The organism is Rhodanobacteraceae bacterium (genome assembly GCA_024234055.1).
In the GTDB taxonomy this organism is placed as follows: domain Bacteria; phylum Pseudomonadota; class Gammaproteobacteria; order Xanthomonadales; family SZUA-5; genus JADKFD01.
Window position 1 is genome coordinate 1 of the sequence record JACKOW010000002.1, and the last position, 24,929, is coordinate 24,929.

The following is a 24,929-nucleotide window of genomic DNA, read 5'->3' on the forward strand; positions in this document are numbered from 1 at the left end:
CTTTTCCAACATGAGGCAGATCAAGTACTTACGCTTGGTTCAAAAGGGCAAGTTGGACGGCAGACGTGGTTGGCAGGTTGGGGTCAGACTGCGGCGAGGGCCGGGTCGAAGACGCTGCGGTTCCAGCGCGGGCGGCGCTCCTGGTACCTTGGAGACTTACGGGTCGCTTCTGCCGCCGTTGCCCGCCTGCAGTCGGAAGTAGATGTCGCCGTTGCTCGCGGCTTTCACTACGAACTTGCCGGCCATGCTCATGCTTATCCGATGGGACGCGCAACTGTACCGATAGGCACGATCCGGCAGGACGTAGCTCGGGTGCTGCAAACCGCTAGCCATCTGGCCGGTCTGGCCACAAGAATTGACCACTCTCGCCAGCGAAACTGACCGGCAACGGCGGAAAGTTGACCGGCAGACGTCGGCCACAAGCGGTCGGTTGAAAGTGCACTCTAAGCCCGGTTTCTGATCACGACAGGAGCGCCGCATGTCCGAAGAATCACCGGTTCGCGATCTGGCCTCGGTTTGGGCGGAAACCCCGCTCCACACCGGCGTGCGCGAAGGGCGCTTGTCTGCGGTCGCCCCCGCGGACGTGGCGCGCGGGGCTCATGCCATGGACGGGCTCGGCTGGACGCCGCTCCATCTTGCCGCCGTTGTTGACGATGCGAATGCGATCGCCTGGCTCCTGACGCACGGCGCGGAGATCGACGGGCTCAGTGACGATCACCGAACCGCCCTCGCTCTCGCCGCCGCCGCTGGATCGACGCGCGCGGTCAAGGCCTTGCTGGCCGCGGGCGCATCGGTGGAAGTGAAGGGTCAGTCCCGCGAAATCCTGGCGGAGGCGGCAACGGTGCCACGCCTCGAAATCATTCAGGCGCTGGCTCAGGCGGGCGCCAAGACCAAGGAGACGCTGGCCTATCTGCTGATGGTGCTGCGGATGACCGGTCATCAGGTTCAACTGGGCGAAGTCGGATACAACCACGGCTCGCAAGGCGAAGCACCGGATATCTGGTTTGTCGATCGTGCGCCGCGCTTGCCTGCTGTGCTTTTTCGACCCCTCGGCCTGTCGTCCATGCCGGACACGGTCGATGGCTGGACCCGCATCGAATCGCGGCCCGCAGAGTTCACCCAGCTTGGAGCCGCTTCCACCTCGACATCTTCGGGGCCGACCATGACCACCCCCGTCTACACATCGCTCAGGTTCCGGGACCTGCGATTGGAATGGACGGCTGTCGCGCCGGATGAAGTGATGGCGCGTATTGGCCGTCTGTACCACGGGGAGACCGTTCCCGCACCCGGAGCGCTCTCCGCTCTGCTGCGCATGGCCGGCCTCACCCCCAGCACCATCGCGACCGCCGAGCCGGCCCTTGCCGCCTCCCTGATCTCGGAAGCCGTGCGGGTGGCCATTGATGTGCCGTCGACGCGGATGCTTCGCCGACTGCTCGCAGAGGGTCTGTCGCCCGATCTCGTGGATGCCAACGGCAACACGCCGCTGATGCGAGCAGCGATGGTCAAGAACACCCTTGCCGTCGAGGCCCTGCTCGAGCACGGAGCCGATCGCTCTGCGCGCGACGCGAAGGGACGAACCGCCGCGGACATTGCACTGGCTGTCGGTCACGCGGAACTCGCCAGAACTCTGGCGCCCGCTGACGTTGCCGCCGATGACTTGGAAACGAGCCGGGCATTCATCGGCGCGCGGATGCGCGAGACGCTGCAAGATTCAGACGCCACCCGCTTGACGGCACTGCTCGCTCAGCACGGTCTTGTCGCCTCCGTGGATCTCGGACTCAATTCCGGGTGCTCTCTGCTGGCCCTCGCGATCGAAAAGCGCAAGCTGCCCCACGTCGATGCCTTGCTTCGGGCGGGCGCCGATGTCAGCGAGCGCTTCACGAATGGCAGCACGCCCATGCACTTCGCGGCGAGCCGTGATGTCGACATCATGCGCCGTCTGCTGGATGCAGGCGGCGATCCAAACCTGAAGGATTCCTCGGGCGCGCCCCTGCACTACGCCGCCAGCGTGAGTCACGCGAGAATGATCGACGCGCTTGTTGACGGTGGGGCCGACGTCGACGCGACTGATGAGAACGGTCACACCCCGCTCGTTCACGCGATCTCCTCCAACCAGACTTCAGCCATCAGCGCCCTTCTCGCTCATGGCGCGGACCCACGTTTCGCCGATCTCACCGGCGAGACGCCGATGGAACGGCTGAAGCCTGGCTGGCATGGAAGGGGCGTCATGGCCGAGATGTGGATGGCCGACGCGCAGCATCATGGCCCCGACCGGCTGGCACCGTATCTGCGAACGCTTGTTGACGACGGTCAGACGCTCGACATTCAGCTCACGCTGAATCCGACCACGTTGCCTGGTCACCATTCGTCGGTTGCCCATCGCGGCCCGCTTCCCCTCGGAGAGTGGGTGGAACTGGCGCGCGATCTCTCGGACTACTGTGTTGTTCGGGGCAAGTGGGACGCTCTGCGCGCGCTGAAGACCTGCGGTTTGCCGGTGTACTTTCCCGGTTCGAACGACGACGGCATGCAAACCCAGGCCGAGGTGATGGATGTTCGTCCGGGAGACGAGCCCGCTGCACTGGTCTACGCCGCGCAGATCCATGGAGGGGCCGTGCCGTTCCTTCTCAAGGTAGCGGGCTCAGCATGTGCGTGCGCCGTCGACGCGGCCCTGTTCGGTCTCGGAGGCATCCAATTCCGTTCGTCGCCGGAAATCGATGCGTTCCAGCAACGCGCGTTGCGCGCGTTGCGGGCCGCAGGCGCAAATTTGAACGCTCGCGCGGGCGACGCGGCCATCGCACTTCACTCAGGCCTCGGTCTTCCCAAGGGCCAGGATGGCCAACTCCTCTGGGACGACGAGCGACAACTCGCGGAGCGCTATGCGTCGATCAGTCCGCTCATGGAAGAGCTGATTCGCCGGCCTCACGACACGCCGCTGATGCGCGCGGCAAGCGAGCACACTTTCCTTCTCGTGTCGCTACTCATTGCTGAAGGGGCCGATGTCTCCGCTCCGGGTCCGGACGGCCGAAACGCCTTGCATCGCGCAAGCGCGGCGGGCGGCGTCGTCGGGGCGGTGGAGACGGTGCGATGTTTGCTGGACGCGGGATTCGCCGTCGATCAAGCGGACGCGGCCGGGTGGCGCGCACTGACGATCGCGGCGAATCCGGAAATCCTGCGTTTGCTCGTCGAGCGCGGCGCGTCCACCGAACTCGACGCGACCGATCAGACGCTGCTCGGCCAAACCGCGTCGGAAAAGCTGCGGGCCCGACTCGGTGTAGCCTAGCCCGCATTTCTCACACCTGCGCGAGCAGATGCCCCCAATTACCTTGTGGTACAAGGCGATTCCGAGGCACGTGCCAGTCACAGATTGTTTGGCTGCATCTGCCCGCTTTGCGGCCCTCGCTGGTTCTTTGCGACTATCGCTGCGTTGCTCCTCCTCGCAATGGAATCACCATTCCTCGTCGTCGCGCCTTGCGCTAGTCGCAAAGCCCTGCGCGATCTTCCGCAACAGGTGTGAGAAATGCGGGCTAGGGCGTGCAGGTTGAGGGTGCCGCATAGCGACGCCGCGGCGTCGGGCACTACGGATTTCCGCCCTCCTCAGGCAGTTCCCGCAAACGTTGCGAGAGCGTCTTGTCAGCATTGACGATCGGCTGTCCGCCCTCCCGCAATATCAGTAATCGCAGCGCTTCCAACTGCTTGCGTGCCGCTTGGGCATCCTCGGCGCCGAAGCGCAGAAAGGCCACCGGGCGGAACACCCGCGGCGCGCCGGTATAGATCTCGGAATAGCACTTGCGCTGGGGCACGCAGAACACCACGAAGCGGTAGTCACCGGCCTGCGAGGCCTCGGCATAGACCATGGCTTCCGCCCAGTCCAGACGCAATTCGAACCCCTCCGAGGGATGCGGCAGGGTGTCGTCGGGCAGGCGCTGATAGAGCGGACGCTGACGCAGGATATGGACACTGGATTCCAGCGTCAGCTGATCGAGCTTCGATTGATTGAGAAGGGCGACGAGGCTGATCGCCGGGAGATCGGCCAGTTCGATCGGCGGCTCGGGCAGCGGCCGCAGAACCTCATCGCTGCGCTCAGCTTCCCAGAAGCTGAGCCCGGCAAACAGGGCCAGAACCACGAACAGCGCCAGAACCAGCAGCATCGCCATGCTGGCCCTGTCGCCCTGACGCGCTGATGCAGACGCCAATGCCGCTTCCTCGTGCCCAGACCGGAGCTCTTGCGGACTATAACGCTGCTTCGTCGAAGGGTCGCGATTTCACCGCCTGATCGAGCAGCTTCAGCGTTTCCAGCAGTGCCTCCATGCGCGGCAGTGGCCAGGCGTTCGGGCCATCCGACAAGGCCTGATCTGGATCGGGATGGGTTTCCATGAACACCCCGGCCACGCCGACCGCCACCGCCGCGCGTGCCAGTGCCGGCACGAACTCGCGCTGCCCGCCGGAAGTGGCGCCCTGCCCGCCCGGCAACTGCACCGAATGGGTGGCATCGAAGACCACCGGCGCACCCGTGTCACGCATCACCACCAGCGAGCGCATGTCCGACACCAGATTGTTGTAGCCGAAACTGGCGCCGCGCTCACAGACCATGATCTGCTCGTTGCCGGCGTCACGGGCCTTGCGCACCACATGCTGCATGTCCCAGGGCGCCAGGAACTGGCCCTTCTTGATGTTCACCGGCTTGCCGGCGCTGGCCACCTTCTGGATGAAATCAGTCTGGCGGCACAGGAAAGCCGGCGTCTGCAGCACATCGACCACGCTGGCGACCTCGTCCATCGGTGTGTACTCGTGCACATCGGTCAATACCGGCACGCCGATCTGACGCTTGACCTCGGCCAGCACCTTCAGACCCTCGGCCATCCCCGGACCGCGAAAGCTGGTGCCGGAGGAACGATTGGCCTTGTCGAAGCTGGACTTGAAGATGAAAGGAATGCCCAGGCGCGAGGTGATTTCCTTGAGCTGCCCAGCGGTGTCCAGCTGCAACTGCATGGATTCGATCACGCAGGGACCGGCGATCAGGAAAAAGGGCTGATTGAGACCGATGGTGAAACCGCAGAGATTCATTTGAGAGCAGGAAAATGGAAAAAGGAAAATGGAAAAGGGAACACGCGTAGCTCTCCCGTCAGATTACACGGGATCTGGCGTCACTGGCGTCAAAAGGCAAGGGGCGCGGGCATGTCTGCAAGCCGAACTTGCTGCGCGGCGGAGCCGCAAGAGCCAGCTCTTGTAGCCCGAAGTGCGCGCAGCGCTCTCCGGGCGGTGACGCAAAAGAGCCCCGGTGAGCCGCTGCGCGGCACACCAGGCTACGCGCGGCAGGCGAGTTCATGGCGCGCGGGCAGTGTAGCGCCGACACATGCGGCTCTCCATGAACCCATATCGTAAGTTGTTGATTTCTTTTTGTAGGTCACGTTGCTCGCGTAGCGAGCTACGTGACGCAACTCGATGTCACGTAGTCCGCTGACGCGGACAACATGACCTACTACGCCGGGGTTCAGGCCCGTGCGCACTGTCGGGCAGACACAGCCCGGCTCGCGCCAAGGGAGGAGCCCTCCTGCCATATCCAGACTTGTCTGGACCCACAAGAGCGCCAAACGCCCTTCTCCGCGCCCTCCGCGCATCCACGTGTGCCCGCTCTTGCTGACAACCAACAACCGACAACCAACAACCGAATCAAGCTTCAAGCGCCTCCCCCGCACCCGCCTTCTGCGCAGCCCGATAGGCGCGGGCCGCACGTACGAAGCCTTCGAACAACGGATGGCCGTCGCGCGGCGTGGAGGTGAATTCCGGGTGGAACTGGCAGGCCAGATACCAGGGGTGATCGGGCAGTTCGACGATCTCGACCAGCAGATCGTCGATGGAGCGCCCGGAGATCACCAGCCCCAGCTGCTCCAACTGCTGTCGGTAGAAGTTGTTGAATTCATAGCGATGACGGTGACGCTCGCGGATGATTTCACTGCCGTAGGCCGCTCGCGCCAGAGTGCCGGGTTTCAAGCGGCATTCCTGGGCCCCCAGGCGCATGGTTCCGCCGAGGTCCGAGCTGGCCGTGCGGCGCTCGACCTCGCCGGTGCTGGTGCGCCATTCGGTGATCAGCGCGATCACCGGATGCACGCAATCGCGGGCGTTCTCCGTGCTGTTGGCGCCATCCAAACCGGCAATCGATCGGGCGAAATCGACCACCGCTGCCTGCATGCCGTAGCAGATGCCGAAATAGGGAATCTGCTGGGTGCGCGCGTGCTTCGCGGCCATGACCTTGCCCTCGAAGCCACGCTCACCGAATCCGCCGGGGACCAGAATGGCGTCGGCGCCGTCGAAGATGGCCGGGCCTATCTTCTCGACCTGTTCCGATTCCACCCAGCGCAGATTGACCCTGGTGTGCTGACGCAAGCCGCCGTGGCGCAGTGCTTCCGACAATGACTTGTAGGCGTCTGAATGCTCGACATATTTGCCGGCGATGACGATGTTGACCTCGTCCTGTGGATGCTCGCAGGCCTCGACCACCGCTTCCCACTCGGCCAGATTGGCCGGTCCGGCCTTCATCCGCAGTCGATCGACCACGATCTGATCCAGACCCTGCGCGTGGAACCACATCGGCAGCTTGTGGATGATGTCCACATCAATGGCTGAAATCACCGCGTTGACCGGCACGTTGGTGAACAGCGCGATCTTGCGGCGCTCCGATTCCGGCAAGGGCTGTTCGGAGCGACACAGCAGGATGTCGGGCTGGATACCGATCGAGCGCAGTTCCTTGACCGAATGCTGGGTGGGCTTGGTCTTGATCTCGCCAGCGGCCTTGATGAAGGGCACCAGCGTCAGATGGATGAACAGCGCGTAATCCGGCCCACGCTCGATGCGGATCTGACGAATGGCTTCCAGAAAGGGCAGCGACTCGATGTCGCCGACGGTGCCGCCAACCTCCACCAGGGCCACATCGAAGCCCTTGGTGGCCTCATCGATGCAGCGCTTGATCTCGTCGGTGATATGCGGAATCACCTGCACGGTGGCGCCGAGATAGTCGCCCCGGCGCTCCTTGCGGATCACGTTCTCGTAGATGCGACCGGTGGTGACATTGTTCTTGCGGGTCATGCGGGTGCGCACGAAACGCTCGTAGTGGCCGAGGTCGAGGTCGGTCTCGGCACCGTCGTCGGTGACGTAGACCTCTCCATGCTGGAATGGGCTCATCGTGCCCGGATCCACATTGATGTAAGGATCGAGCTTCATCATCGTCACGCGCAGACCGCGTGTTTCCAGAATGGCCGCCAAAGAAGCCGCGGCGATGCCTTTGCCCAGGGAGGACACGACACCGCCGGTGACGAAAATCAAGGGAGTCATCGGGGAATCCGGTAGGTACAAACCGGGGATGTAGTCTACCGGTCTTGGGGTGATTGCGGCCACGAACAATTCAGTGCGCATACACTCGAGCCTCTTTCGAGTTCCCTTGGGCGCGCGCTACGATGACCGTCCGAATTGCTGGAACTGCGCACTTGTCCTGGCTGCAACGGCTGCTTCCCTACCGATTCCGCGGCGAATCCCGCCCCTGTGCACTTTGCGGCGGCACCGATCGCAGCGTGGTCGGCACCCGCGACCGCTATCTGATGCCCCTGCGCAACGTGCTCTGTCGCGGCTGCGGACTGGTTTTTCTCGACCCGATGCCGACCGAGGCCGAGATCGAGCGCTACTACCGCGACGAATATCGTCAGCACTATCACGGCGATTCCAGGCCCCGAGCCAAATCCCTGCTGCGTGACGAGCGCGGGGCACGTGAACGGGTGGCATTGCTGGCGCCGCTGCTGCGCAAGGGAGATCGCGTGCTCGACATCGGCTCGGGCACTGGCGCATTTGTGGCCGCGGCCGAGGCCGCCGGCTGGAAGGCCACCGGCGTCGAACCGCATCAGGGCTACTCGGCTTTCGCCCGCGAGCACTATCAGGCCGATATCCACGCCACTACCCTGGAACGGGCGCCGCTGACGCCAGCCAGCTTTGACCTGGTGACCAGTTCGCACGTGTTCGAGCATCTGCCGGCACCGCAGCAGGCCTTCGCGCTGGTGCACCGCTTGCTCGTCCCCGGCGGCCTGTTCCATATCCACGTGCCGGATATCTCCGACCCCAAACGCACCCCCAGCGCGCGCTGGCATTTCGGCCACGTGCATGGCTTCACCCGGGAAACCCTGTCCATGCTGGCCTGGCGCAGTGGCTTCGATGTGCTGGGAGAATCACCACCCACTGGCCCCAATCTGTTCCTGCGTCGCGTGGACCAAGCGATAGCGGACTGGATGCGCTATCCGCAGCACCCCGAGACCATGCGCCGGTTCTTCGCCGAACACACCGCCTGGCGACATTTCACCTCGGCCACGCCGTATCGACGATTCTTTGCGCGGATGAGCCGATTCAGTCGCGAACGCCGGCGGCTACGGAAGGGCTAGTGGTTGGTTGTCGGTTGTCGGTTGTCGGTTGTGGGTTGTTGCCGTCGGCCTTCTGTGGGAGCGGGCTCTGCCCGCGATGCTTTGCCACTCACTGGGCGGCGATCGCGGATAGTTCCGCTTTCACCAAAGATGCCGCAAGTACCTGAATCAGAAGATTTTCCGCAAAGAACGCAAAGGACGCAAAGTAGAGCCATTCCTAGATTTCGGTTGACGGCGTCGCCAGACATCGTGCCCAACCGGACAACCCTTGAAATCTTCGCGTCCTTTGCGTCCTTTGCGGACAAAAAAATGAAACCCGGAGGTCGCCGACAGTTTGATGCGCGAACAAGCACATCGCCAGGGGCGACCGGGACCCACTGGTGAAGCACCTTGGCTTCTCCCCAACCTGCCTTCCCCGCTATCCTCCGCGGCCACAGCCACCGCCGGAGCACGCCCATGCAACTCGATCAGGTCAAGGCCGCCATCACTGGCGGCGCCTCGGGACTGGGCCTTGCGGTGGCCGAGCGCTTGATCCGGGAGGGTGCCAGCGTCGCCCTTCTTGATGTGCAGGACGACAAGGGCGCTGCTGCCGTAGCGCAACTGGGCGCGAGAGCCCGCTATTTCCGCACCGACGTGACCAACGAAGACGGCGTGACCGGCAGCCTCAAGGCCGCCTCCATCGTCATCGGCGGCATCAACGCCGTGATCAACTGCGCCGGCGTGCTCGGCGCCGGTCGCGTGCTTGGCAAGCAGGGCCCGATGCCGCTGGCTCAGTTCGAGAGCACCATCCGCGTCAATCTGGTCGGCAGCTTCAATGTCGCCAAGGCCGGCGCGCAGATCATGCAGAACAACGCCGCCGGCGACGACGGCGAGCGCGGCGTGATCATCAACACCGCCTCGGTCGCTGCCTTCGAAGGCCAGATCGGCCAGGCCGCCTATTCCGCCAGCAAGGGCGGCATCGTCGGCATGACCCTGCCGATGGCCCGCGAGCTGTCGCGCTTCGGCATCCGCGTCATGACCATCGCCCCCGGCATCTTCATGACCCCGATGGCCGGCGGCATGCCCGATGAGGTCAAGGCCAGCCTCGAAGCCATGGTGCCCTTTCCCTCACGCCTGGGCGAACCCGCCGAATTCGCCGACGCCGTGTGTTTCATCCTCCAGAATCGCTACATGAATGGCACCACGCTCAGGCTGGACGGGGCGGTGAGGATGCAGCCCAAGTAGCGGGAGAATGGTCAAACGTAAAATGTAAAACGTCAATTTGCCTTGGCGCGGCTGCCCAGCTCATGCTGCAGCCGATCACGTCGAGGGCTAACCACCATGCACTGCGTCGTGATCTACCTTGGAAGCTCTAAACAAGTCGTCATTCCCGCGCCGGCGGGAATGACGACCTGTTTAGAGGATCCCCTAATGGCCTCAAGATGCCGTGCGGCAAATTGACGTTTCACGTTTTACGTTTGACTTGTCCGCCACTGCGCTCAGATTCCAACCACTGAACCCTTTCCAACCATCAAGACTCCACGCACCCAAACCCCATGAAAGCCACCGACATCAAACGCGGCACCGTCGTTGAATACCAGGGCAAATACTGGTCCATCCGTGATGTGGAACGCAGCGCCCCGACCGGGCGTGGCGGCAACACGACCTTTCGCTTTGTCATGTACCAGGTCGGCACCGATATCAAGACCGATGTCAGCCTGCGCGCCGATGACGAGTTGACCGAAGCCGAGTTGCTGCGTCGCGACAGCACCTTCTCGTACATGGACGGCGACGACTACGTGTTCATGGACAACGAGGACTACACCCAGTACACGCTGTCACCGGCGATGGTCGGCGACTTGCCGCTGTACTCGGCCGATGGCGCACTGGAAGGCGTGCAACTGCTGCTGATCGACGGCGAACCGGTGGGCCTGAAGCTGCCGCCGTCGGTGGAGCTGGAAGTGGTCGACACCGCCCCCTACGTCAAGGGCGCCAGCGCCACCGGCCGGGCCAAGCCGGCCAAGCTCTCGACCGGGCTGGAAATCCACGTGCCGGAGTACATCGAGAACGGTACGCGGGTGAAGGTCAACACCGAAACCGGCGAGTTCAGCGGCCGGGCCTGAGGCTGGCCATTCGAGGTCTGCGCAGCGCCAGTTTGGCGTCAGCCCACACGCTATCAGACTCACGCAGCGGCTCGAACTGATATTGGGGCATTCCCCTGTCCCCCGATTTCGATCTTCGGCGTTAACCTTGAAGAGCCCAAAGTGTCGCCCCAGGGCAAGGCCTCTGCTGCCATGTACCGATACGCTATCGCTCTTGCGAACCACCTGTGTCGGTCAGACACGCTCCTCGGGCCTTGCAGAAAGTGCTTGGATCGGAGCGGCTTTGAGGAGGGACGCGCGCCTGCGCGGCCGCTCTCGATCTCCACAGCGGACAGCGGCGCCGCAGCGCGGCGCCCTCCAAACCCATCGCCCAGGTTCTGCGCCCGCAAGACCAGGCGAGTCACCATGGACATATCCGTGCGACTGACCTGGGTTCTGATCGCCACGCTCTGCCTGACCCACCTGAACGCAACAGCCCAGACCCTGCCGCCACATCCACCCCTGCGCATTCTGATCCTCAGCGATGAAGTCAATCCGCACGGGCTGACCCCAGCGCAATTGACTCAACCTGGAGAAATCTCGGCAGCGCTGGCCAGCGCGCCCACGCTGAATCTAGACAGCGGCCCCGAAGCGCTGCTGGAACTGCCCACCAACAGCATCGAACAGGCGACCAGCCGCTTGCTGCGAGCCGTCGATGACCCGCTGGCCTACGATGTGCTGATCTATTTCTCGCATCGCATTCCCGACGACGGCAACAACGTCGTGGCGCGCCAGGAAGCCTTCGTGGCAGCCGTGCAGCAATTTCTGCAGCAGGGCGGCGGCGTGGTTTCCTTCCACCATGGCATCTATCTGCTGCCCGGCAAGGAATCCATGCAAGCACTGCTCGGTGCGCAGGCCAGCGGCGCGGTGTTCTGGAACACCACCGAGGGACAGAACATCATCAACGTCGGTGCTGAGCATTTCGTCAGCAGCAATGGCATCAGCTATCCCGACGTGCAGTCCTATGCGGATCCGGCCAATGGCGTCGCTGCAGGCAACTACCCGGCCTTCAACAACAGCCCGGACGAACGCTACCCGACCATGGCCCGCCTGCCAGTCGGCGGATTCTTCCAGCCGCTATTCGCCAGCAACTACACCCAGAACGGCAGCCAACACCTGCTCGGCTACCAGCTGCGCCAGCCCGACTGGCAGGGCGTGGTCATCGTCTACCAACCCGGCGAGTACCAACCCAATGCACTCGGGCCCGGCAACAACTTCCAGATCCTGCTGAACGCCATCCATTACAGCGCGGGCTTTGCCCGCTGGCCGGTGTTTGCGAGTGGGTTTGAATAGCGGAGGAGAGCATTTTGTCCGCAAAGGACGCAAAGAAGAGCAAGATTGATCACGAGACACTCGCCCATGGCGTACAACGCCAAGCGCTGAGATTTTGTCGTCGCTTCCAACGCTCCCATTGTGGCTTGCAGAGCAATATCGCCAACCCTCTCCGAGCAAAAGAATCAACGCTCTTCTTCGCGTCCTTTGCGTCCTTTGCGGACCAATGCTCTTGGCAACCCGTGCCTCGAAGTCGGTCGCGACACAAGGTCGCTCCTACACGGCGATCGGCGCCTTGATGGCCGGGTGCGATTGGTAGCCGATGATCTCGATGTCGTCGAAGCGGAAGTCTTCCAGCTGCCGCCGCTCCGGGTTCAGGCGCAGCTGCGGCAGCGCGTAGGGCTCGCGTGTGAGCTGCAGCTCGGCTTGTTCCAGATGATTGAGATAGAGATGCGCGTCGCCGAGCGTGTGCACGAAGTCGCCCGGGGCCAGATCACAGACCTGGGCGACCATTGCCGTCAGCAGCGCGTAGGACGCAATGTTGAAGGGTACGCCCAGAAACACATCGGCGCTGCGCTGGTAGAGCTGGCAGGACAGGCGCCCGTCCGCCACATAGAACTGGAACAGCGCGTGGCAGGGCGCCAGCGCCATCGCTGGCAGATCGGCCGGATTCCAGGCGCTGACCAGCAATCGGCGCGAATCGGGATTGCTGCGGATCTGGCCGATGATCTGGCCCAGCTGATCGATGGACTGCCCGCCCGGCGCCGCCCACGAGCGCCACTGCTTGCCGTAGACCGGGCCGAGATTGCCATCGGCATCGGCCCATTCGTCCCAGATACTCACACCGTTCTGGTGCAGATAGCCGACATTGGTGTCGCCGGCGATGAACCACAGCAATTCGTGAATGATCGACTTCAGATGCAGTTTCTTGGTGGTGACCAGCGGAAAGCCCTCCGCCAGATCGAAACGCATCTGGTACCCGAACACCGAACGCGTGCCGGTGCCGGTGCGGTCGGTTTTGACCGTACCGTTCTCAAGGATGTGGCGGAGGAGTTGGTGGTATTGGTTCATCGAAGGCTGGAAAAAGGAAAAGGGAAGAAGGAAATAGGGAAAGCACGGGGCTCAAGGGTCCATGAACGACCTGGCTGGCACGGAGCGGCCTTGAGGAGGGACGCGCGCCTGCGCGGCCGCTCTTGATCTCTCGGAAAGCGAAGCGGCGCCGCAGCGCGGCGCCCTCCACAGCAGCGGCAAGAAGAACCCGCAATGACGCCGGGGCTAGTGACCCGCATGCAATGTGGCGCTGACACCCCAGCGGGAACCCGGAAATCCGCACTGACAGCAGCGGTTCCTGCTCCGCCCCTACCCTTTTCCATTTTCCTTTTCCCCTTTTCCCGCTCCTGCGCCGAACTTCGGCCACAGCAGCAGAACCACGCCCAACAAGACCATCGGCAGAGACAGCACCTGGCCCATGGTCAGCCAGCCCCAGGCCAGATAGCCAATGTTGGCGTCGGGCTCGCGTACGAATTCCACCGCGATGCGGCCAACGCCATAGACGATCAGGAACACACCGGAAGTGGCCATCAGCGGCCGCGGCTTGCGCGAAAACCACCAGACGATGGCGAACAGCACGACGCCTTCCCAGAAGGCCTGATAGAGCTGCGAGGGATGCCGTGCCTCACCCAGCAACTGCCCCTGGGCCACCAGCGACTGGATCTGCTCCACGGTGTACGGCCCGCCCGGCAGGGCATGGGGAAAGATCACGCCCCAGGGCAGATCGGTCTTGTGCCCCCACAGTTCACCGCCGATGAAGTTGCCCACCCGGCCCAGACCCAGACCGATGGGTACCATCGGGGCGATGAAATCGTAAAGCCCGAAGATGGCGTGACCGTGCTTGCGCGCGTACCAGCCGAGCGCCACCAGCACGCCGAGCAGACCGCCGTGAAAGCTCATGCCGCCTTCCCACACGCGCACCAGCATCAACGGATCGGCCAGGAATTCATCGAAGTGATAGAACACCACCGATCCCAGGCGACCGCCGATGATGACGCCGAGCATGCCGTAAAAGATGATGTCCTCGATCTGCTCCGGCTTGAAACCGCGCCAACTCTCGGCCGCGCGCCGGCGCGCCAGCAGGAAGGCGGCAATGCCACCCGCCAGGTACATCAACCCGTACCAGCGGATCGCCAGCGGCCCGAGCTGCAAGGCAACGGGATCAATATCGTGGATCAGGGGCATCGATGGGTCAGCAGGGCAAAGGGATCAAGGCCGGATCATAGGCGATGCAACAGGATTTCATGCGCATCGCAGACCACGCGACCACCGTGGAGTCACTCGCAAAAACCCGATCACACCGCCAGATTGCCTGCAGAAGCAGGAGGCAAAGAACACGAACTCAAGGCCTACGCACTTCCGCCAGGAACCCTTTCAGGTATTCAGTTTCGGGCATGCCCGGATGGATCGGGTGATCGGCCGATTGCGCCAGGCGCTTGAGCACGCGCAGACGCAGGCCAAGGGCGCAGGCGGCGCGGTTCAGGGCATCAAGCAGGGCATCAGCACTGAAGTGATGTGAGCATGAGCAACTGACAATCAAGCCGCCGTCGGCGACCAGCTTCAGCGCGGCTTCGTTGATACGCCGGTAGGCCAAAGTGCCGGCCTCGGCATCCTTCTTGCGCTTGATGAAGGCCGGAGGATCCACCACGACGACATCGAAGCGTTCGCCGGCATCCCGCAACTGCCGGCAAGCGTCGAAGGCATCCACGTCCAGCACCGACACCCGCTCACCCACGCCACTGGCATGGGCATTGCGTTGCACCGCTTCCAGCGCAGCGCTGGAACTGTCGACGCACAGGGCCGAACTCGCGCCGTGCACGGCGCTGCAGACCCCCCAGCCGCCGCCATAGCTGAAAAGGTCCAGCACGCGCGCACCCGCCACAAAGGGCATCAGTGCGGCGCGGTTGTCGCGCTGGTCATAGAACCAACCGGTCTTCTGACCGGACACCGGCGAGATACCGAAGCGCGCGCCGTTCTCGTCGATCCAGATCGGCTCTGACACCTCGCCGAAAGCCACCTGGACCTCGCGCGGCAGGCCTTCCAGCTCGCGCCCGGCGGCATCGTTGCGCCACACCAGCGCGTCAATGCCCTCGATCCGGCGCAGCTCGTCCGCGATCTGGTCTGCCCAAGCGGCCATGCCCGCGGTACCCAGCTGCGCCGACAGCAGCGGCCCATAGCGATCGACCACCAGGCCCGGCAAGCCGTCGCTTTCACCAAAGATCAGCCGACCGGCACGAGCGACACCGAGGCGCTGGCGCAAGGCCAACGCCGACCGGATGCGTTGTTGCAGCCATCCACGCACGTCAAATCCATCCGAGGGCGTCTGCAGCAATCGACCGGCGATCAGCACATTGGGGTTGACGTAGGCCGCGCCCAGACTGCGACCCTTGGCCGTGATCAGCTCGACCAATTGTCCGGCCTGCAAGCCCAGCGCGCCCAGTTTGCCTTCAAATTCATTGGCATAGACCCAGGAATGACCCAGGCGCAAACGCCGTTCAGCCTCAGGTTTCAGACGCAAGCTGCGCAGAGCGGACATGGGCTGGGCCTTGAGCGATGGGAAGACCCATCCTAGCTGGATGAGGTGGTGGGTGGGACTCGCGCGTCGTGAGGTAGCGCGGCTCCGGCGCGCGGCGGACCGTGTTGTGCGCCAGGGTCATTCGCGCCGGCGGCCGCGGCGTGACTGCACAGACTCCGAGGAGGGCCACGCGCCTGCGTGGCCGCTCTTGATTTTCGGCAACGGCAAGAGCGGCGCCGCAGCGCGGCACCCTCCAGAAAAGCAGACGCAACGGCGTGAGCGGCGCCGCAGCGCGGCGCCCTCCAGAACACCCGCACTGTCGGTTGCGACGGGACACTACAGCCCCCAGCGCGCGCTGCATACGTTTGCACGCACCGGCATGGCGCGCCCAGGCTTTTACACTCTCATGCAGTTGCCCGGAGTGCTGCGTACGCGACCATGAACACGATCCTGATCAGACTGCTGGCGCTGTTCTGTGCGCTACTGGTGGTTCGCCCCGGCGACGCCGAGGTCATGTTGCACGCCTTCAACTGGCGTTATGCCGATATGGCTGCACAGGCGCCGCTGATCAAGGCCCAGGGTTACGGCAGTGTGCTGGTATCGCCACCGCTCAGATCGGAAGGCAGTGCCTGGTGGGCGCGCTACCAGCCGCAGGATTTTCGGCTGATCGACAACCCGCTCGGCAATACCGAAGACTTCCGCGCCATGTCCGAGCAACTGGCCGCCGTCGGGCTGCGCCTGTACGCCGACATCGTCATCAACCACATGGCCAACGAGGCCGGGCAGCGACCGGATCTCGCCTATCCGGGTTCACGGGTACTGGCGATCTACGCCTCCAACCCGGCCTATTTCGAGCGCCAGCGCCTGTTCGGCAATCTCGCGCTCAATCTTTACTCGGGCAACGAGTTCCATGAAGCGCGCTGCATCCAGGACTACAACAATGTCTTCCAGGTGCAGAACTGGCGCTTGTGCGGCGGTGGCGGCGATCCCGGGCTGCCCGATCTCGGCGATGGCAATGTCGCGGTAGACGCTCAACGCAGCTATCTGCAGGCGCTGAAGGCGCTGGGTGTCAGCGGCTTTCGCATCGATGCCGCCAAGCACATGAGCCTGAAGCAATTGGCTCGGATCTTCACCGCCGACATCACTGACGGCATGCTGATCTTCGGCGAGCTGATCACCGGCGGCGGGGTCGGCAATATCGAATACGAACGCTTCCTGGCGCCGTGGCTGGCCCAGACCGGGCTCAGCGCCTACGACTTCCCTCTGCACGCCAGCCTGCGGCAGGGATTCGGTTTCGGCGGCGATCTGGCCGTTCTGGCCGATCCCGTGCGTGTCGGCCGAGCGCTGCCGGACGATCGAGCGATCACCTTCACGCTGACCCACGACATGCCCAACAACACCGGCTTTCGCGGCCTGCTGCTCGACCCGGTCGACGAAACCCTGGCCTATGCCTATCTGCTGGGACGGGCCGGCGGCATTCCCATGGTCTACAGCGATCACGACGAAAGCGGCGATGGCCGCTGGGTCGATGCCTACCGGCGCGCCGATCTCGCTGCCATGATCGAGTTTCACAACCGCAGTGCCGACAGCGATATGCACATGCTGGCATCGGGGCCCTGCTTCCTGTTGTTTCGCCGCGGGATCATCGGTCTGGTCGGCATCAACAAATGCGGCAGCGCCATCGACGTCGATCTCGACCTTTCTGCCGAGAAACTCCTCGGGCAACGGGATTACCGCGACCTGCTGAGCGGACAGCTGCTGCGCATCGATCGTCCTGATTACCGCATCAACCTGCCGCCCCGCAGCGCACGCATGTGGATGCTCCAGGACGATCAGCTTCCCTGGCCCGCGGGTGTGGGCAAGTAATCCGAACCGCCCCCTCGGAGTCGGCTTGGAGACACATCGCAAGAACAGTGCCCGCTGGCAGGATGTGCCGACAACTTGCGCTGCATGCTGCTCGCAGCCTCGCCCCACAGCGCAGCTGGATCCACAATCGCTGCCCCTGGGATGAAAAAAAACGCCGGCGACCAAGTACACTTCTGGCCGATGCTGACCCAGCGCGCCAACGTCCTGCGTTTCCTCATCTACGTCACGCTCTATGTCGTGGCGGCGGAATTCTCGGTGGTGTTCGTTTCCCTGCCCACCGATGTCACGCTGATCTGGCCATCTGCCGGTCTGGCGTATGCGGTATTGCTGTTTCATGGTCCACGCTGGTGGCCGGTCATTCCCTGCGGCATCGCGCTGACGCATCTGCTGATCTCGCCGGTACCGTGGCTGTTCTTTCCGTTTTCGCTAGCCAGCAACACGCTGGCCACCGTCGCGGCCGTTTGCCTGGTGAAACGTTTTTCGGGCCCGGAACTGATCACGCTGAGAGTCACCAACGGCTTTCTGATGCTGGCCGGTGGTGCTTTCGCGGCTCTGCTGAGCGGGCTGATCGGTGTGGTTGGCATGCTGCTCGCCAGCATGATTGCGCCCGAGGATTTCGTGCCGGCCCTGGGCAAATGGACGGCCGGAGACATCTTCGGCATCGTGGCGGTGACGCCATTGACCCTGATGGTGCTGCGCTCGCTGGAACGCGGGAGCTGGACTGAAGTAGCGCTGGACTTCGCCGGTCGCAGCGAAAAGCTGATCTGGCTGGCTGCCAGTATCGCGGGGATGGCCCTGGTCACGCAGGCCAGCGCCGCCAGCCCTGCCTATGCACTGGGTCTGAGCTCGTTGCCGCTGACGCTGCTGCTGTGGAGCGCTCTGCGTTTCGAGCCCGTTTTCACGGCCGCAGCCACGATGGCCTTTGCGTTCGTCGTGGTCACGCTGATCGGACTCAATGTCGGCGGTTTCCGCGCACCTGGAACTCTGCTGGAAACCTTCATCCTGCTGTCCTTGATGAGCGTGATCGCCATTGTTCCGCAGCTGGTTTCGGTGGCCAACTTCCGCATGCGCACCAGTGCCTTTGACATGCTCCAGCGCGCCCGCACCGACCGGCTCACCGGATTGCGCAGCCGGACCGCCTTCGAAGAGACGCTGGCGCAGGCGCTTTCGCATCGACCTGAGATCAGTCACGGTGGTGCGATCGCCTATGTCGACCTCGATCAATTCAAGCTGGTCAATGACCTGGCCAGCCACGCGGCCGGGGATGAAGCCATCCGCCAACTAGCCAGCGTGATGCGGGCCAAGCTGGATGAGGATGTGTTTCTGGCCCGTCTGGGCGCTGACGAATTCGGCGTGATCTGGGAAGACGCGCGCCTGGAGCGCGCATCGGCAGATACCGAGAAGTTGCGCCTGGCCATCTCCGAATTTCGCTTCGCCTGGGAGGATCACGTCTTCGCCCTCACCGCCAGCATCGGCCTGGTGCCCTTTCCCAGCCGCCGCGCCAGCGTGGCAGAGTTGCTGGCGCAGGCCGATACCGCCTGCTACGCCGCCAAGGAGCTGGGCGGCAACCAGATACAGGTGCAATCGCCGGACAACGCCGCGGTGCTCGAGCGCACCGAAAGCATGGGCTGGGTGGTGCGCATCAATGCTGCCTTCGAGAACGATCTGTTTGAACTCTATGGCCAGCGCATCCTGTCGTTTGAATCTCGAAATGTCGAAACCTACGAAATCCTGCTGCGACTGCGCGACGGCCACAACGAACCGCTGCTGCCGGGTCGATTCATACCCGCCGCAGAGCGTTTCGGAATGTCGGCCCGCATCGACCGCCATGTCATCGATCGCAGCCTGCGCTGGCTGGAATCAGACCCGAGGGCCAGCCGATTCCATTTCAACATCAACCTCTCGGCGTCCACCCTGGCCGATGCCGATTTTGCATCCTTCCTCAGTCGCCGCCTGAAGGGCAGTAGTGTCGATCCCGCCCAGATCTGCCTGGAGATCACCGAGACCAGCGCGGTGCGCGACCTCGATCACGCCCGTCAGCTGATTGCCCAGTTCAAGGCCATGGGCGTGCGTTTCGCCCTGGATGATTTCGGCACTGGCTTCTGTTCCTTTGCCTATCTGCGCGACCTCGACGTCGACGTGTTCAAGATCGACGGCAGCTTTGTCCGCGATGTCGACAGCAATGAGCTGTCACTGGCGATCGTCAAGTCCATCGTCGAGATTGCGCGGGTGCTGGGCAAGCGCACCGTGGCCGAATCCGTCGAAGATGCGCGCCTCAGCCCGATTCTGCAGCAATTGGGCGTGGATGCCGTGCAGGGTTTTGCCTTCCATCGCCCTGAACCACTGCGGCTGCTGCTGGCATCGGCGGCGTAGGAACTCTGCGCCTCCGAGCTTGCCCAACCCACGATGACACCGGTCCGCACCAATCCCGACCTGCTCGCCGCCCATTTCGAGCGCCTGAACCTGCTTGCCGCCTGGCGGGCACGGTTGGGCGAGCTGATGTTCCAGATTCTGGCAATGCTGGCCTTCTTGGCTTTCGGCCTCTGGCTGATGGACGGCTGGTGGAAGGCCTTGCTCAGCGACCAGGCACCCTGGACGCGGCCCTGGCCATCGCTATTGCTGGGCACGCTGGTGTGCGCGGGATTTCTGATGCAGGCACGCCAGTTGCAGGCCCGGATGCTTGCCCGCCATCAGGGCGACTGGCTTAGCACCCTGCCTGTCACCGACGCCCAGCGCGGCCACGCCAGAGCCCGCCAGCGTGCACCACGGCTGCTGATCGCAGGGCTTGCGGCGCTGATGCTGTTGCTGTGGGCCAGCTGGCGCAGTCCTGATCACAGTACGCAGCTGTGCCTCGCATTGGCATTGGGCATCTCCGTCGGCGCGCTGGCGGGAGCATGGATTCCGGCTGGGACCACACCCCCTGCGGCGGCGGCCAACGTTGCAGCACGACAATCTGTGCCGGTATCCGACTCGGTATCGGGACTTCCCCTGCTCGGCGCAGCCCTGGAACCGGCGGCAGCGCGACTGCCGAAAACGGCGCCGTGGATCGGCGGCAGCTTCCTGCTGTTTCCGCCATCCATCCCCGTGGTCGCCCTGCTGGCGCTGCTGGTGCTGCTGAGCACCCTGTCGCTGCTGATCGACCTGGTTTCGCACTGGCGCGCCCGCTATCTGCTGGATGCGCAATGGCTGGCCGCCGAGGCTTTGACACCCCGACGTCTGTTCGCGGCCTATCTGCCGCCACTGCTGAAGCGCACGGCGATAGCCGCTGCTGTTGTCTGCGCCTGCCTGCATGCCATCGGTGCTCCACTGTTGATGACGCTGCTGGTCGGCATCACCCTCATCGCGGCCGTGGCCGATGCCGTGCTCTGCGGATTTGCCACTCGACTGCAGCCTCGGCGCTACCCGCTGCTGCTGATGCTGCACGCGGTGGTCGTGACCGCCTGCCTGCAGGTCCTGCCACCAGCGGCACCCCTCGTATTACTGGCATGCGCCATCGGCGCCTGGCGCAAGGGAAATGCATGAACACCGACATCCTCCTCGAGGTCACCGGACTGACCCTCGCCTACGGCAATCAGCCAGTGTTGCGCGGTGTCGACCTCGCGATCCGGCGTGGCCAGCTGATGGGCTTGGTGGGGCCCAACGGTTCCGGCAAGACCAGCCTGATCCGCACCATCACCGGCTTGCTGATACCGGGCTCGGGTCAGGTGCAGATTGCTGGCGTCGATCTGGCCACAGACGCGCTGAAAGCGAAGACAGGCTTCGGCTATGCACCCGATCCGGCACGCTTGCCGCTGTCGCTGACCGGGCGCCAGTCGCTGTCGGTGGTGTCTGCCGCGCGGGGATTGCCCGAGCCGCCGGCGGAACTGCTGGAACTGGCCGAGCGCCTCGGCGCCATGCCCTGGATCGACCGCCGGATCGAAAGCTATTCGCTGGGCACGCGGCAGAAGTTCGCCATCCTGATGGCGCTGACCGGCGATCCGCCGCTGCTGATCCTCGACGAAGTCATGAACGGGCTGGATCCGATTTCCAGTCACGAACTGAAGCTGGAACTGATTGACCGCTGCGAACAACGTCAGTGCGGCGTGTTGCTGGCCACCCACGGCCTGGAGATCGCGCCCACCCTGCTGACCGATGCGGTGTTGCTGCACGAGGGCCGCATCCGCCATCGCTGGGGCGCAGACGAACTCGGCGCCTGGCGCCACGGCGACCCCGGCGCCTTCGAGCGTGCCGTAGTGGCGGCGCTGCGCAGCGATCTGGCGTAGGAGCGCCCTCGAGCGCGACCGTCCGTATCTGGCCGCCCTGGTGCAGGCCCTTTGAGAAATATCGCCAGTAGCGGAACGCAGAGAACGCTGAGATGCGCAGAGAACGCGGAGCGAAGCCAAACAGATCATGAGGGCATTTTCTCTGCGTACTCTGCGGCCCTCTGCGTTCTCCGCGTTGGAGCTTCTGGTCCCAGGACCTTGAGCATCATTCATCAGTACCGCGACCAGTGGCTGCTGGTCGCGACGCAAGGTCGCTCCTACCCAAAGGCCGATCCTTGCTGCGCTGAAGGAACTTGTAGCCCAGGCAAGCGCAGCGCACCTGGGGCGAGCTGACATTGTGGTCGCAGGGTGCGGCCAACGGGTGCGCTGCGCTGACCCGGGCTACTGGTTTCCCGAACCGCGCGAAAGCTCTAGTCTGAGCGCATGAATCCGATACTTCGCATCTCCGACCTCAGCAAGACCTACACGTCCGGCGTGCAGGCGCTGAAGCCGATCAATCTCGACGTGCAGAAAGGCGAGATCTTTGCGCTGCTCGGCCCTAATGGTGCCGGCAAGACCACCTTGATCAGCATCGTCTGCGGGATTGTCACGGCCAGCACTGGCAGTGTCACCGTCGATGGCTTCGACCATGCCCGGGACTACCGCGAGGCGCGGGTGCGCATTGGCCTGGTGCCGCAGGAGCTGGCCACCGACATGTTCGAGACGCCACTGGCCACGGTCAGTTTCACCCGTGGCTTGTTCGGGCTGCCGCCACGACCGGATTACGTCGAAAAGGTGCTGCGCGATCTGTCGCTGTGGGACAAGCGCAAGGCCCGCATCCAGACGTTGTCGGGCGGCATGAAGCGCCGGGTGATGATCGCCAAGGCGCTGGCGCACGAACCTCAGGTGCTGTTCCTGGACGAGCCCACCGCCGGTGTCGATGTCGAGCTGCGACGCGACATGTGGGCGCTGGTGCGCGGTCTGCGCGAACAGGGCGTCACCATCATCCTGACCACGCACTACATCGAGGAAGCCGAGGAGATGGCCGATCGCATCGGCGTGATCAGCAAGGGCGAGCTGATCCTGGTCGAGAACAAGGCCCAGTTGATGCGCAAGCTCGGCAGCAAGACCCTGACCCTGCACCTGCCCGAAGCGCTCAGCGCGATTCCGCCGGAACTGGCGGAATGGAATCTGATCCTCAAGGGCGATGGCTTCGAACTGGAATACCAGTTCGACATCCACGACGAACACACCGGGATTCCCCGATTGCTGCGGCGCATGGCCGAACTCGGCATCAGCTTCCGCGACCTGAACACCGAGCAGAGCTCGCTGGAAGACATCTTCGTCAGCTTGACCAGCGAGCGTGACGGAGTGCCGGCATGAGCGGCCAGACGCGGGTTCCGGCCTTCAACGCCCGTGGCGTCTGGGCCATCTACCACTTCGAGATCTCGCGTTTCATGCGCACGCTGGGGCAAAGCTTGCTCACGCCGGTGATCACCACCTCGCTGTATTTCGTGGTCTTCGGCGCCGCCATCGGCTCGCGCATGGGTGAGGTCGATGGCGTCAGCTACGGCGCCTTCATCGTGCCCGGATTGATCATGCTCTCGGTGCTGACCGAGAGCATCAACAACGCCTCGTTCGGCGTCCATTTCCCGCGCTGGACCGGCACCATCTACGAGTTGCTGTCGGCGCCAATCTCACCTTTCGAAATCGTGCTTGGCTACGTCGGCGCCGCGGCCACCAAATCGGTGATCCTGGGCCTGGTGATCTTTGCCACGGCGCATCTGTTCGTGCCCATCGATGTCGCCCATCCGCTGTGGATGGTGGCTTTCCTGGTGCTCACCGCCACCACCTTCTGCCTGTTCGGCTTCATCACCGGCATCTGGGCGCAGAACTGGGAACAGCTGCAGGTGATCCCGATGCTGATCGTCACCCCACTGACCTTCCTAGGCGGCGCTTTCTATTCCATCGACATGCTCCCCGGTGCCTGGAAGACCGTGGCCTTGTTCAACCCCATCGTCTACCTGGTCAGCGGCTTCCGCTGGAGTTTCTACGGCAGCGCCGATGTGGCCGTCGGAGTCAGCCTGGCCGCCACCCTGGGCTTCTTTGCCCTGTGCCTGGTCATCGTCTGGTGGATTTTCCGCACCGGGTACCGGCTCAAGCAGTGAAGCTGCTCCGGCATCTTCCTCCGCTGCGGTCTTGAGGGCTTCCCAGCGCGCCGCTTCGGCTTCGTCGACCAGCAGCCTGGACGGATCCCGATAGAGCTCAACCAGCCGCGCAGCCGCCTGTTTCATGCCTGCGGCATGGGCGCGCGTCAGCCATTCCGCGGCGCGCCTGCTGCGGGCGCCACTGGGTCGCCCCTGGAGCTCGTTCTCGGCCAGGCGCAGCAGCGAAGGTCCGTGTTCCTGGGCCGCGAGCTTGGTATACATCTTGAGGGCACGACCGGGGTTCTTGCGAAGCAGATCTCCGCGCTCTTCGCGTCGGGCCACCTCAAAGGCCAGCTCGGGCACCGTATCAATGGGGTAGTGGATGGATTTCAGGCGCTCCACGATCTTCGCCCCCCGCTCGGGCTTGGCGAGTTGGCTGCGAGCACGCAGGTCTACCGCGGCCAACATCGCCAGACCCTCGATGCTGCCGACTTGCCCGCTCCACAGAGCCCAGCGCATTGCATTACCGTCGGCCTCGACCGAATCGGTCGCAAACTCGCGCCTGGCCATGCGAACCGCAGCCGCCGAATCGCCAGCGAGCGCCGCGCGTTGCCACCACTCCTCGGAATCCTCGCGCTCAGCGAGCTGGCGCATGGCGCTCGGCGTCCAGTGCGCGGCCTTGAGCAGCCAGGGCCCTGCGGCTGGATCGTCCTTGCCCATCAGCACAATCAGCTTGGGAATGGCGCTGACATGGCCGGAGGCGGCGCGCTCGATCCAGTCCCTGGCCTCTACCTGGCGGTCATTGGCCGCCAGGAATTCAGCATAGCTCTGCGCGCCTTCGGCGTAGCCCAGCTCCGCTGACCGGGCCAACCAACGCTCCTGCCACTGCTTCGACAGCGCATCATCACGCCAGACCAGTTCCGAGGCCGCGTACGCTTCTGCCGCCCCGGGCGGCAATTGCCGGGCTGCTTTTGCCACCAGCGCCTCTGCCGACTCGGCGCCACCCTCCAGGCCAGCCCAGGCCAGAAGCGTGGGTGCCGCCAGCATGGCGGTTGCGCGCGCATCCTTTTCCGCCAATCCCAGCAGCAGGTCCACGGCGCGCTGCTGGTCGCCATCGGGTAACTCCATCTCGTACTGGGCCATCTCGAACATCCCGGCCGGATCTCCGGCATCCAGCAACGGCTGCAGCGTTTCGCGCAAGGCCTGCAGCAGTTTCTCGTCATGTCGGGAACTCTGGAACTGCGCCAGGGCGCGGTAGGTGAGCGCCGGACCCATCAACAGGCCCTGACTGGCTGCCTCGGCGAACTGACCATGACTGA

At 63.9% G+C, this 24,929-nt stretch carries 17 protein-coding genes; 11 read left to right on the forward strand and 6 right to left on the reverse strand.

Features of this window, described 5'->3' with window-relative positions; all coding sequences use genetic code 11:
* The first annotated feature begins 478 nt into the window (after window positions 1-478).
* Window positions 479-3,280: an ankyrin repeat domain-containing protein gene (locus H7A19_04410; GenBank protein ID MCP5474064.1), complete on the forward strand. Its 2,802-nt coding sequence runs from the start codon at window positions 479-481 to the stop codon at window positions 3,278-3,280.
* Between the two features lie 295 nt (window positions 3,281-3,575).
* Here the strand turns inward: H7A19_04410 and H7A19_04415 are convergent, their stop codons facing one another.
* The 3 genes from H7A19_04415 to H7A19_04425 form a co-directional block, all read right to left on the reverse strand.
* Window positions 3,576-4,193, reverse strand: coding sequence for a hypothetical protein (locus H7A19_04415; GenBank protein MCP5474065.1), 618 nt, complete (start codon window positions 4,191-4,193; stop codon window positions 3,576-3,578).
* A 37-nt stretch (window positions 4,194-4,230) separates the two neighbouring features.
* Window positions 4,231-5,064, reverse strand: a complete 834-nt coding sequence (kdsA, locus tag H7A19_04420; GenBank protein ID MCP5474066.1) for a 3-deoxy-8-phosphooctulonate synthase — start codon at window positions 5,062-5,064, stop codon at window positions 4,231-4,233.
* Between the two features lie 606 nt (window positions 5,065-5,670).
* Window positions 5,671-7,329, reverse strand: coding sequence for a CTP synthase (locus H7A19_04425; protein MCP5474067.1), 1,659 nt, complete (start codon window positions 7,327-7,329; stop codon window positions 5,671-5,673).
* A 152-nt stretch (window positions 7,330-7,481) separates the two neighbouring features.
* Here H7A19_04425 and H7A19_04430 point away from each other — a divergent pair, with 152 nt between their 5' ends.
* The 4 genes from H7A19_04430 to H7A19_04445 all read left to right on the forward strand — a co-directional run bounded on the left by H7A19_04430 (window position 7,482) and on the right by H7A19_04445 (window position 11,812).
* Window positions 7,482-8,420 carry a class I SAM-dependent methyltransferase gene (locus H7A19_04430; GenBank protein MCP5474068.1) on the forward strand — a complete coding sequence of 313 codons (939 nt, stop codon included), beginning with the start codon at window positions 7,482-7,484 and terminating at the stop codon, window positions 8,418-8,420.
* A gap of 435 nt (window positions 8,421-8,855) precedes the next feature.
* Window positions 8,856-9,623: an SDR family NAD(P)-dependent oxidoreductase gene (locus H7A19_04435; GenBank protein MCP5474069.1), complete on the forward strand. Its 768-nt coding sequence runs from the start codon at window positions 8,856-8,858 to the stop codon at window positions 9,621-9,623.
* Window positions 9,624-9,934: 311 nt separating this feature from the next.
* The gene (gene yeiP / locus H7A19_04440) at window positions 9,935-10,501 is read left to right on the forward strand and encodes an elongation factor P-like protein YeiP (GenBank protein ID MCP5474070.1); all 567 of its coding nucleotides are present in this window, start codon (window positions 9,935-9,937) and stop codon (window positions 10,499-10,501) included.
* A gap of 384 nt (window positions 10,502-10,885) precedes the next feature.
* The gene (locus H7A19_04445; GenBank protein MCP5474071.1) at window positions 10,886-11,812 is read left to right on the forward strand and encodes a hypothetical protein; all 927 of its coding nucleotides are present in this window, start codon (window positions 10,886-10,888) and stop codon (window positions 11,810-11,812) included.
* A 255-nt stretch (window positions 11,813-12,067) separates the two neighbouring features.
* Here H7A19_04445 and H7A19_04450 read toward each other — a convergent pair whose 3' ends face one another.
* The 3 genes from H7A19_04450 to H7A19_04460 form a co-directional block, all read right to left on the reverse strand.
* Entirely contained in the window at window positions 12,068-12,862 is a 795-nt protein-coding gene (locus tag H7A19_04450) for a thymidylate synthase (protein MCP5474072.1), read from the reverse strand.
* Between the two features lie 288 nt (window positions 12,863-13,150).
* Window positions 13,151-14,026 (reverse strand): prolipoprotein diacylglyceryl transferase, encoded by an 876-nt coding sequence (locus H7A19_04455; GenBank protein ID MCP5474073.1) that lies wholly within the window; start codon window positions 14,024-14,026, stop codon window positions 13,151-13,153.
* 157 nt (window positions 14,027-14,183) lie between these two features.
* Window positions 14,184-15,377 carry a class I SAM-dependent rRNA methyltransferase gene (locus H7A19_04460; GenBank protein MCP5474074.1) on the reverse strand — a complete coding sequence of 398 codons (1,194 nt, stop codon included), beginning with the start codon at window positions 15,375-15,377 and terminating at the stop codon, window positions 14,184-14,186.
* Between the two features lie 417 nt (window positions 15,378-15,794).
* On the opposite strand from H7A19_04460, the gene H7A19_04465 reads away from it, so the two are divergent.
* The 6 genes from H7A19_04465 (at window position 15,795) to H7A19_04490 (ending at window position 23,631) form a co-directional block, all read left to right on the forward strand.
* The gene (locus H7A19_04465) at window positions 15,795-17,222 is read left to right on the forward strand and encodes an alpha-amylase (GenBank protein ID MCP5474075.1); all 1,428 of its coding nucleotides are present in this window, start codon (window positions 15,795-15,797) and stop codon (window positions 17,220-17,222) included.
* Window positions 17,223-17,363: 141 nt separating this feature from the next.
* Entirely contained in the window at window positions 17,364-19,595 is a 2,232-nt protein-coding gene (locus H7A19_04470) for an EAL domain-containing protein (protein MCP5474076.1), read from the forward strand.
* Between the two features lie 33 nt (window positions 19,596-19,628).
* Window positions 19,629-20,744 (forward strand): hypothetical protein, encoded by a 1,116-nt coding sequence (locus H7A19_04475; protein ID MCP5474077.1) that lies wholly within the window; start codon window positions 19,629-19,631, stop codon window positions 20,742-20,744.
* On the forward strand, window positions 20,741-21,484 hold the full coding sequence (locus tag H7A19_04480) for an ABC transporter ATP-binding protein (GenBank protein ID MCP5474078.1): 744 nt from the start codon (window positions 20,741-20,743) through the stop codon (window positions 21,482-21,484). Before H7A19_04475 ends, H7A19_04480 begins: the two co-directional genes overlap by 4 nt.
* A 423-nt stretch (window positions 21,485-21,907) precedes the next feature.
* Window positions 21,908-22,846, forward strand: coding sequence for an ABC transporter ATP-binding protein (locus H7A19_04485; protein MCP5474079.1), 939 nt, complete (start codon window positions 21,908-21,910; stop codon window positions 22,844-22,846).
* Window positions 22,843-23,631 carry an ABC transporter permease gene (locus H7A19_04490; protein MCP5474080.1) on the forward strand — a complete coding sequence of 263 codons (789 nt, stop codon included), beginning with the start codon at window positions 22,843-22,845 and terminating at the stop codon, window positions 23,629-23,631. Before H7A19_04485 ends, H7A19_04490 begins: the two co-directional genes overlap by 4 nt.
* Window positions 23,632-24,929 lie beyond the last annotated feature (1,298 nt).

Excerpts from the sequence above, each read along its gene's own strand:
- H7A19_04410 (MCP5474064.1), top strand. The coding sequence starts at position 479 with ATGTCCGAAGAATCACCGGTTCGCGATCTGGCCTCGGTTTGGGCGGAA.
- kdsA (MCP5474066.1), bottom strand. The coding sequence starts at position 5,064 with ATGAATCTCTGCGGTTTCACCATCGGTCTCAATCAGCCCTTTTTCCTG.
- H7A19_04425 (MCP5474067.1), bottom strand. The coding sequence starts at position 7,329 with ATGACTCCCTTGATTTTCGTCACCGGCGGTGTCGTGTCCTCCCTGGGC.
- H7A19_04435 (MCP5474069.1), top strand. The coding sequence starts at position 8,856 with ATGCAACTCGATCAGGTCAAGGCCGCCATCACTGGCGGCGCCTCGGGA.
- yeiP (MCP5474070.1), top strand. The coding sequence starts at position 9,935 with ATGAAAGCCACCGACATCAAACGCGGCACCGTCGTTGAATACCAGGGC.
- H7A19_04445 (MCP5474071.1), top strand. The coding sequence starts at position 10,886 with ATGGACATATCCGTGCGACTGACCTGGGTTCTGATCGCCACGCTCTGC.
- H7A19_04450 (MCP5474072.1), bottom strand. The coding sequence starts at position 12,862 with ATGAACCAATACCACCAACTCCTCCGCCACATCCTTGAGAACGGTACG.
- H7A19_04455 (MCP5474073.1), bottom strand. The coding sequence starts at position 14,026 with ATGCCCCTGATCCACGATATTGATCCCGTTGCCTTGCAGCTCGGGCCG.
- H7A19_04460 (MCP5474074.1), bottom strand. The coding sequence starts at position 15,377 with ATGTCCGCTCTGCGCAGCTTGCGTCTGAAACCTGAGGCTGAACGGCGT.
- H7A19_04465 (MCP5474075.1), top strand. The coding sequence starts at position 15,795 with ATGAACACGATCCTGATCAGACTGCTGGCGCTGTTCTGTGCGCTACTG.
- H7A19_04470 (MCP5474076.1), top strand. The coding sequence starts at position 17,364 with ATGAAAAAAAACGCCGGCGACCAAGTACACTTCTGGCCGATGCTGACC.
- H7A19_04475 (MCP5474077.1), top strand. The coding sequence starts at position 19,629 with ATGACACCGGTCCGCACCAATCCCGACCTGCTCGCCGCCCATTTCGAG.
- H7A19_04480 (MCP5474078.1), top strand. The coding sequence starts at position 20,741 with ATGAACACCGACATCCTCCTCGAGGTCACCGGACTGACCCTCGCCTAC.
- H7A19_04485 (MCP5474079.1), top strand. The coding sequence starts at position 21,908 with ATGAATCCGATACTTCGCATCTCCGACCTCAGCAAGACCTACACGTCC.
- H7A19_04490 (MCP5474080.1), top strand. The coding sequence starts at position 22,843 with ATGAGCGGCCAGACGCGGGTTCCGGCCTTCAACGCCCGTGGCGTCTGG.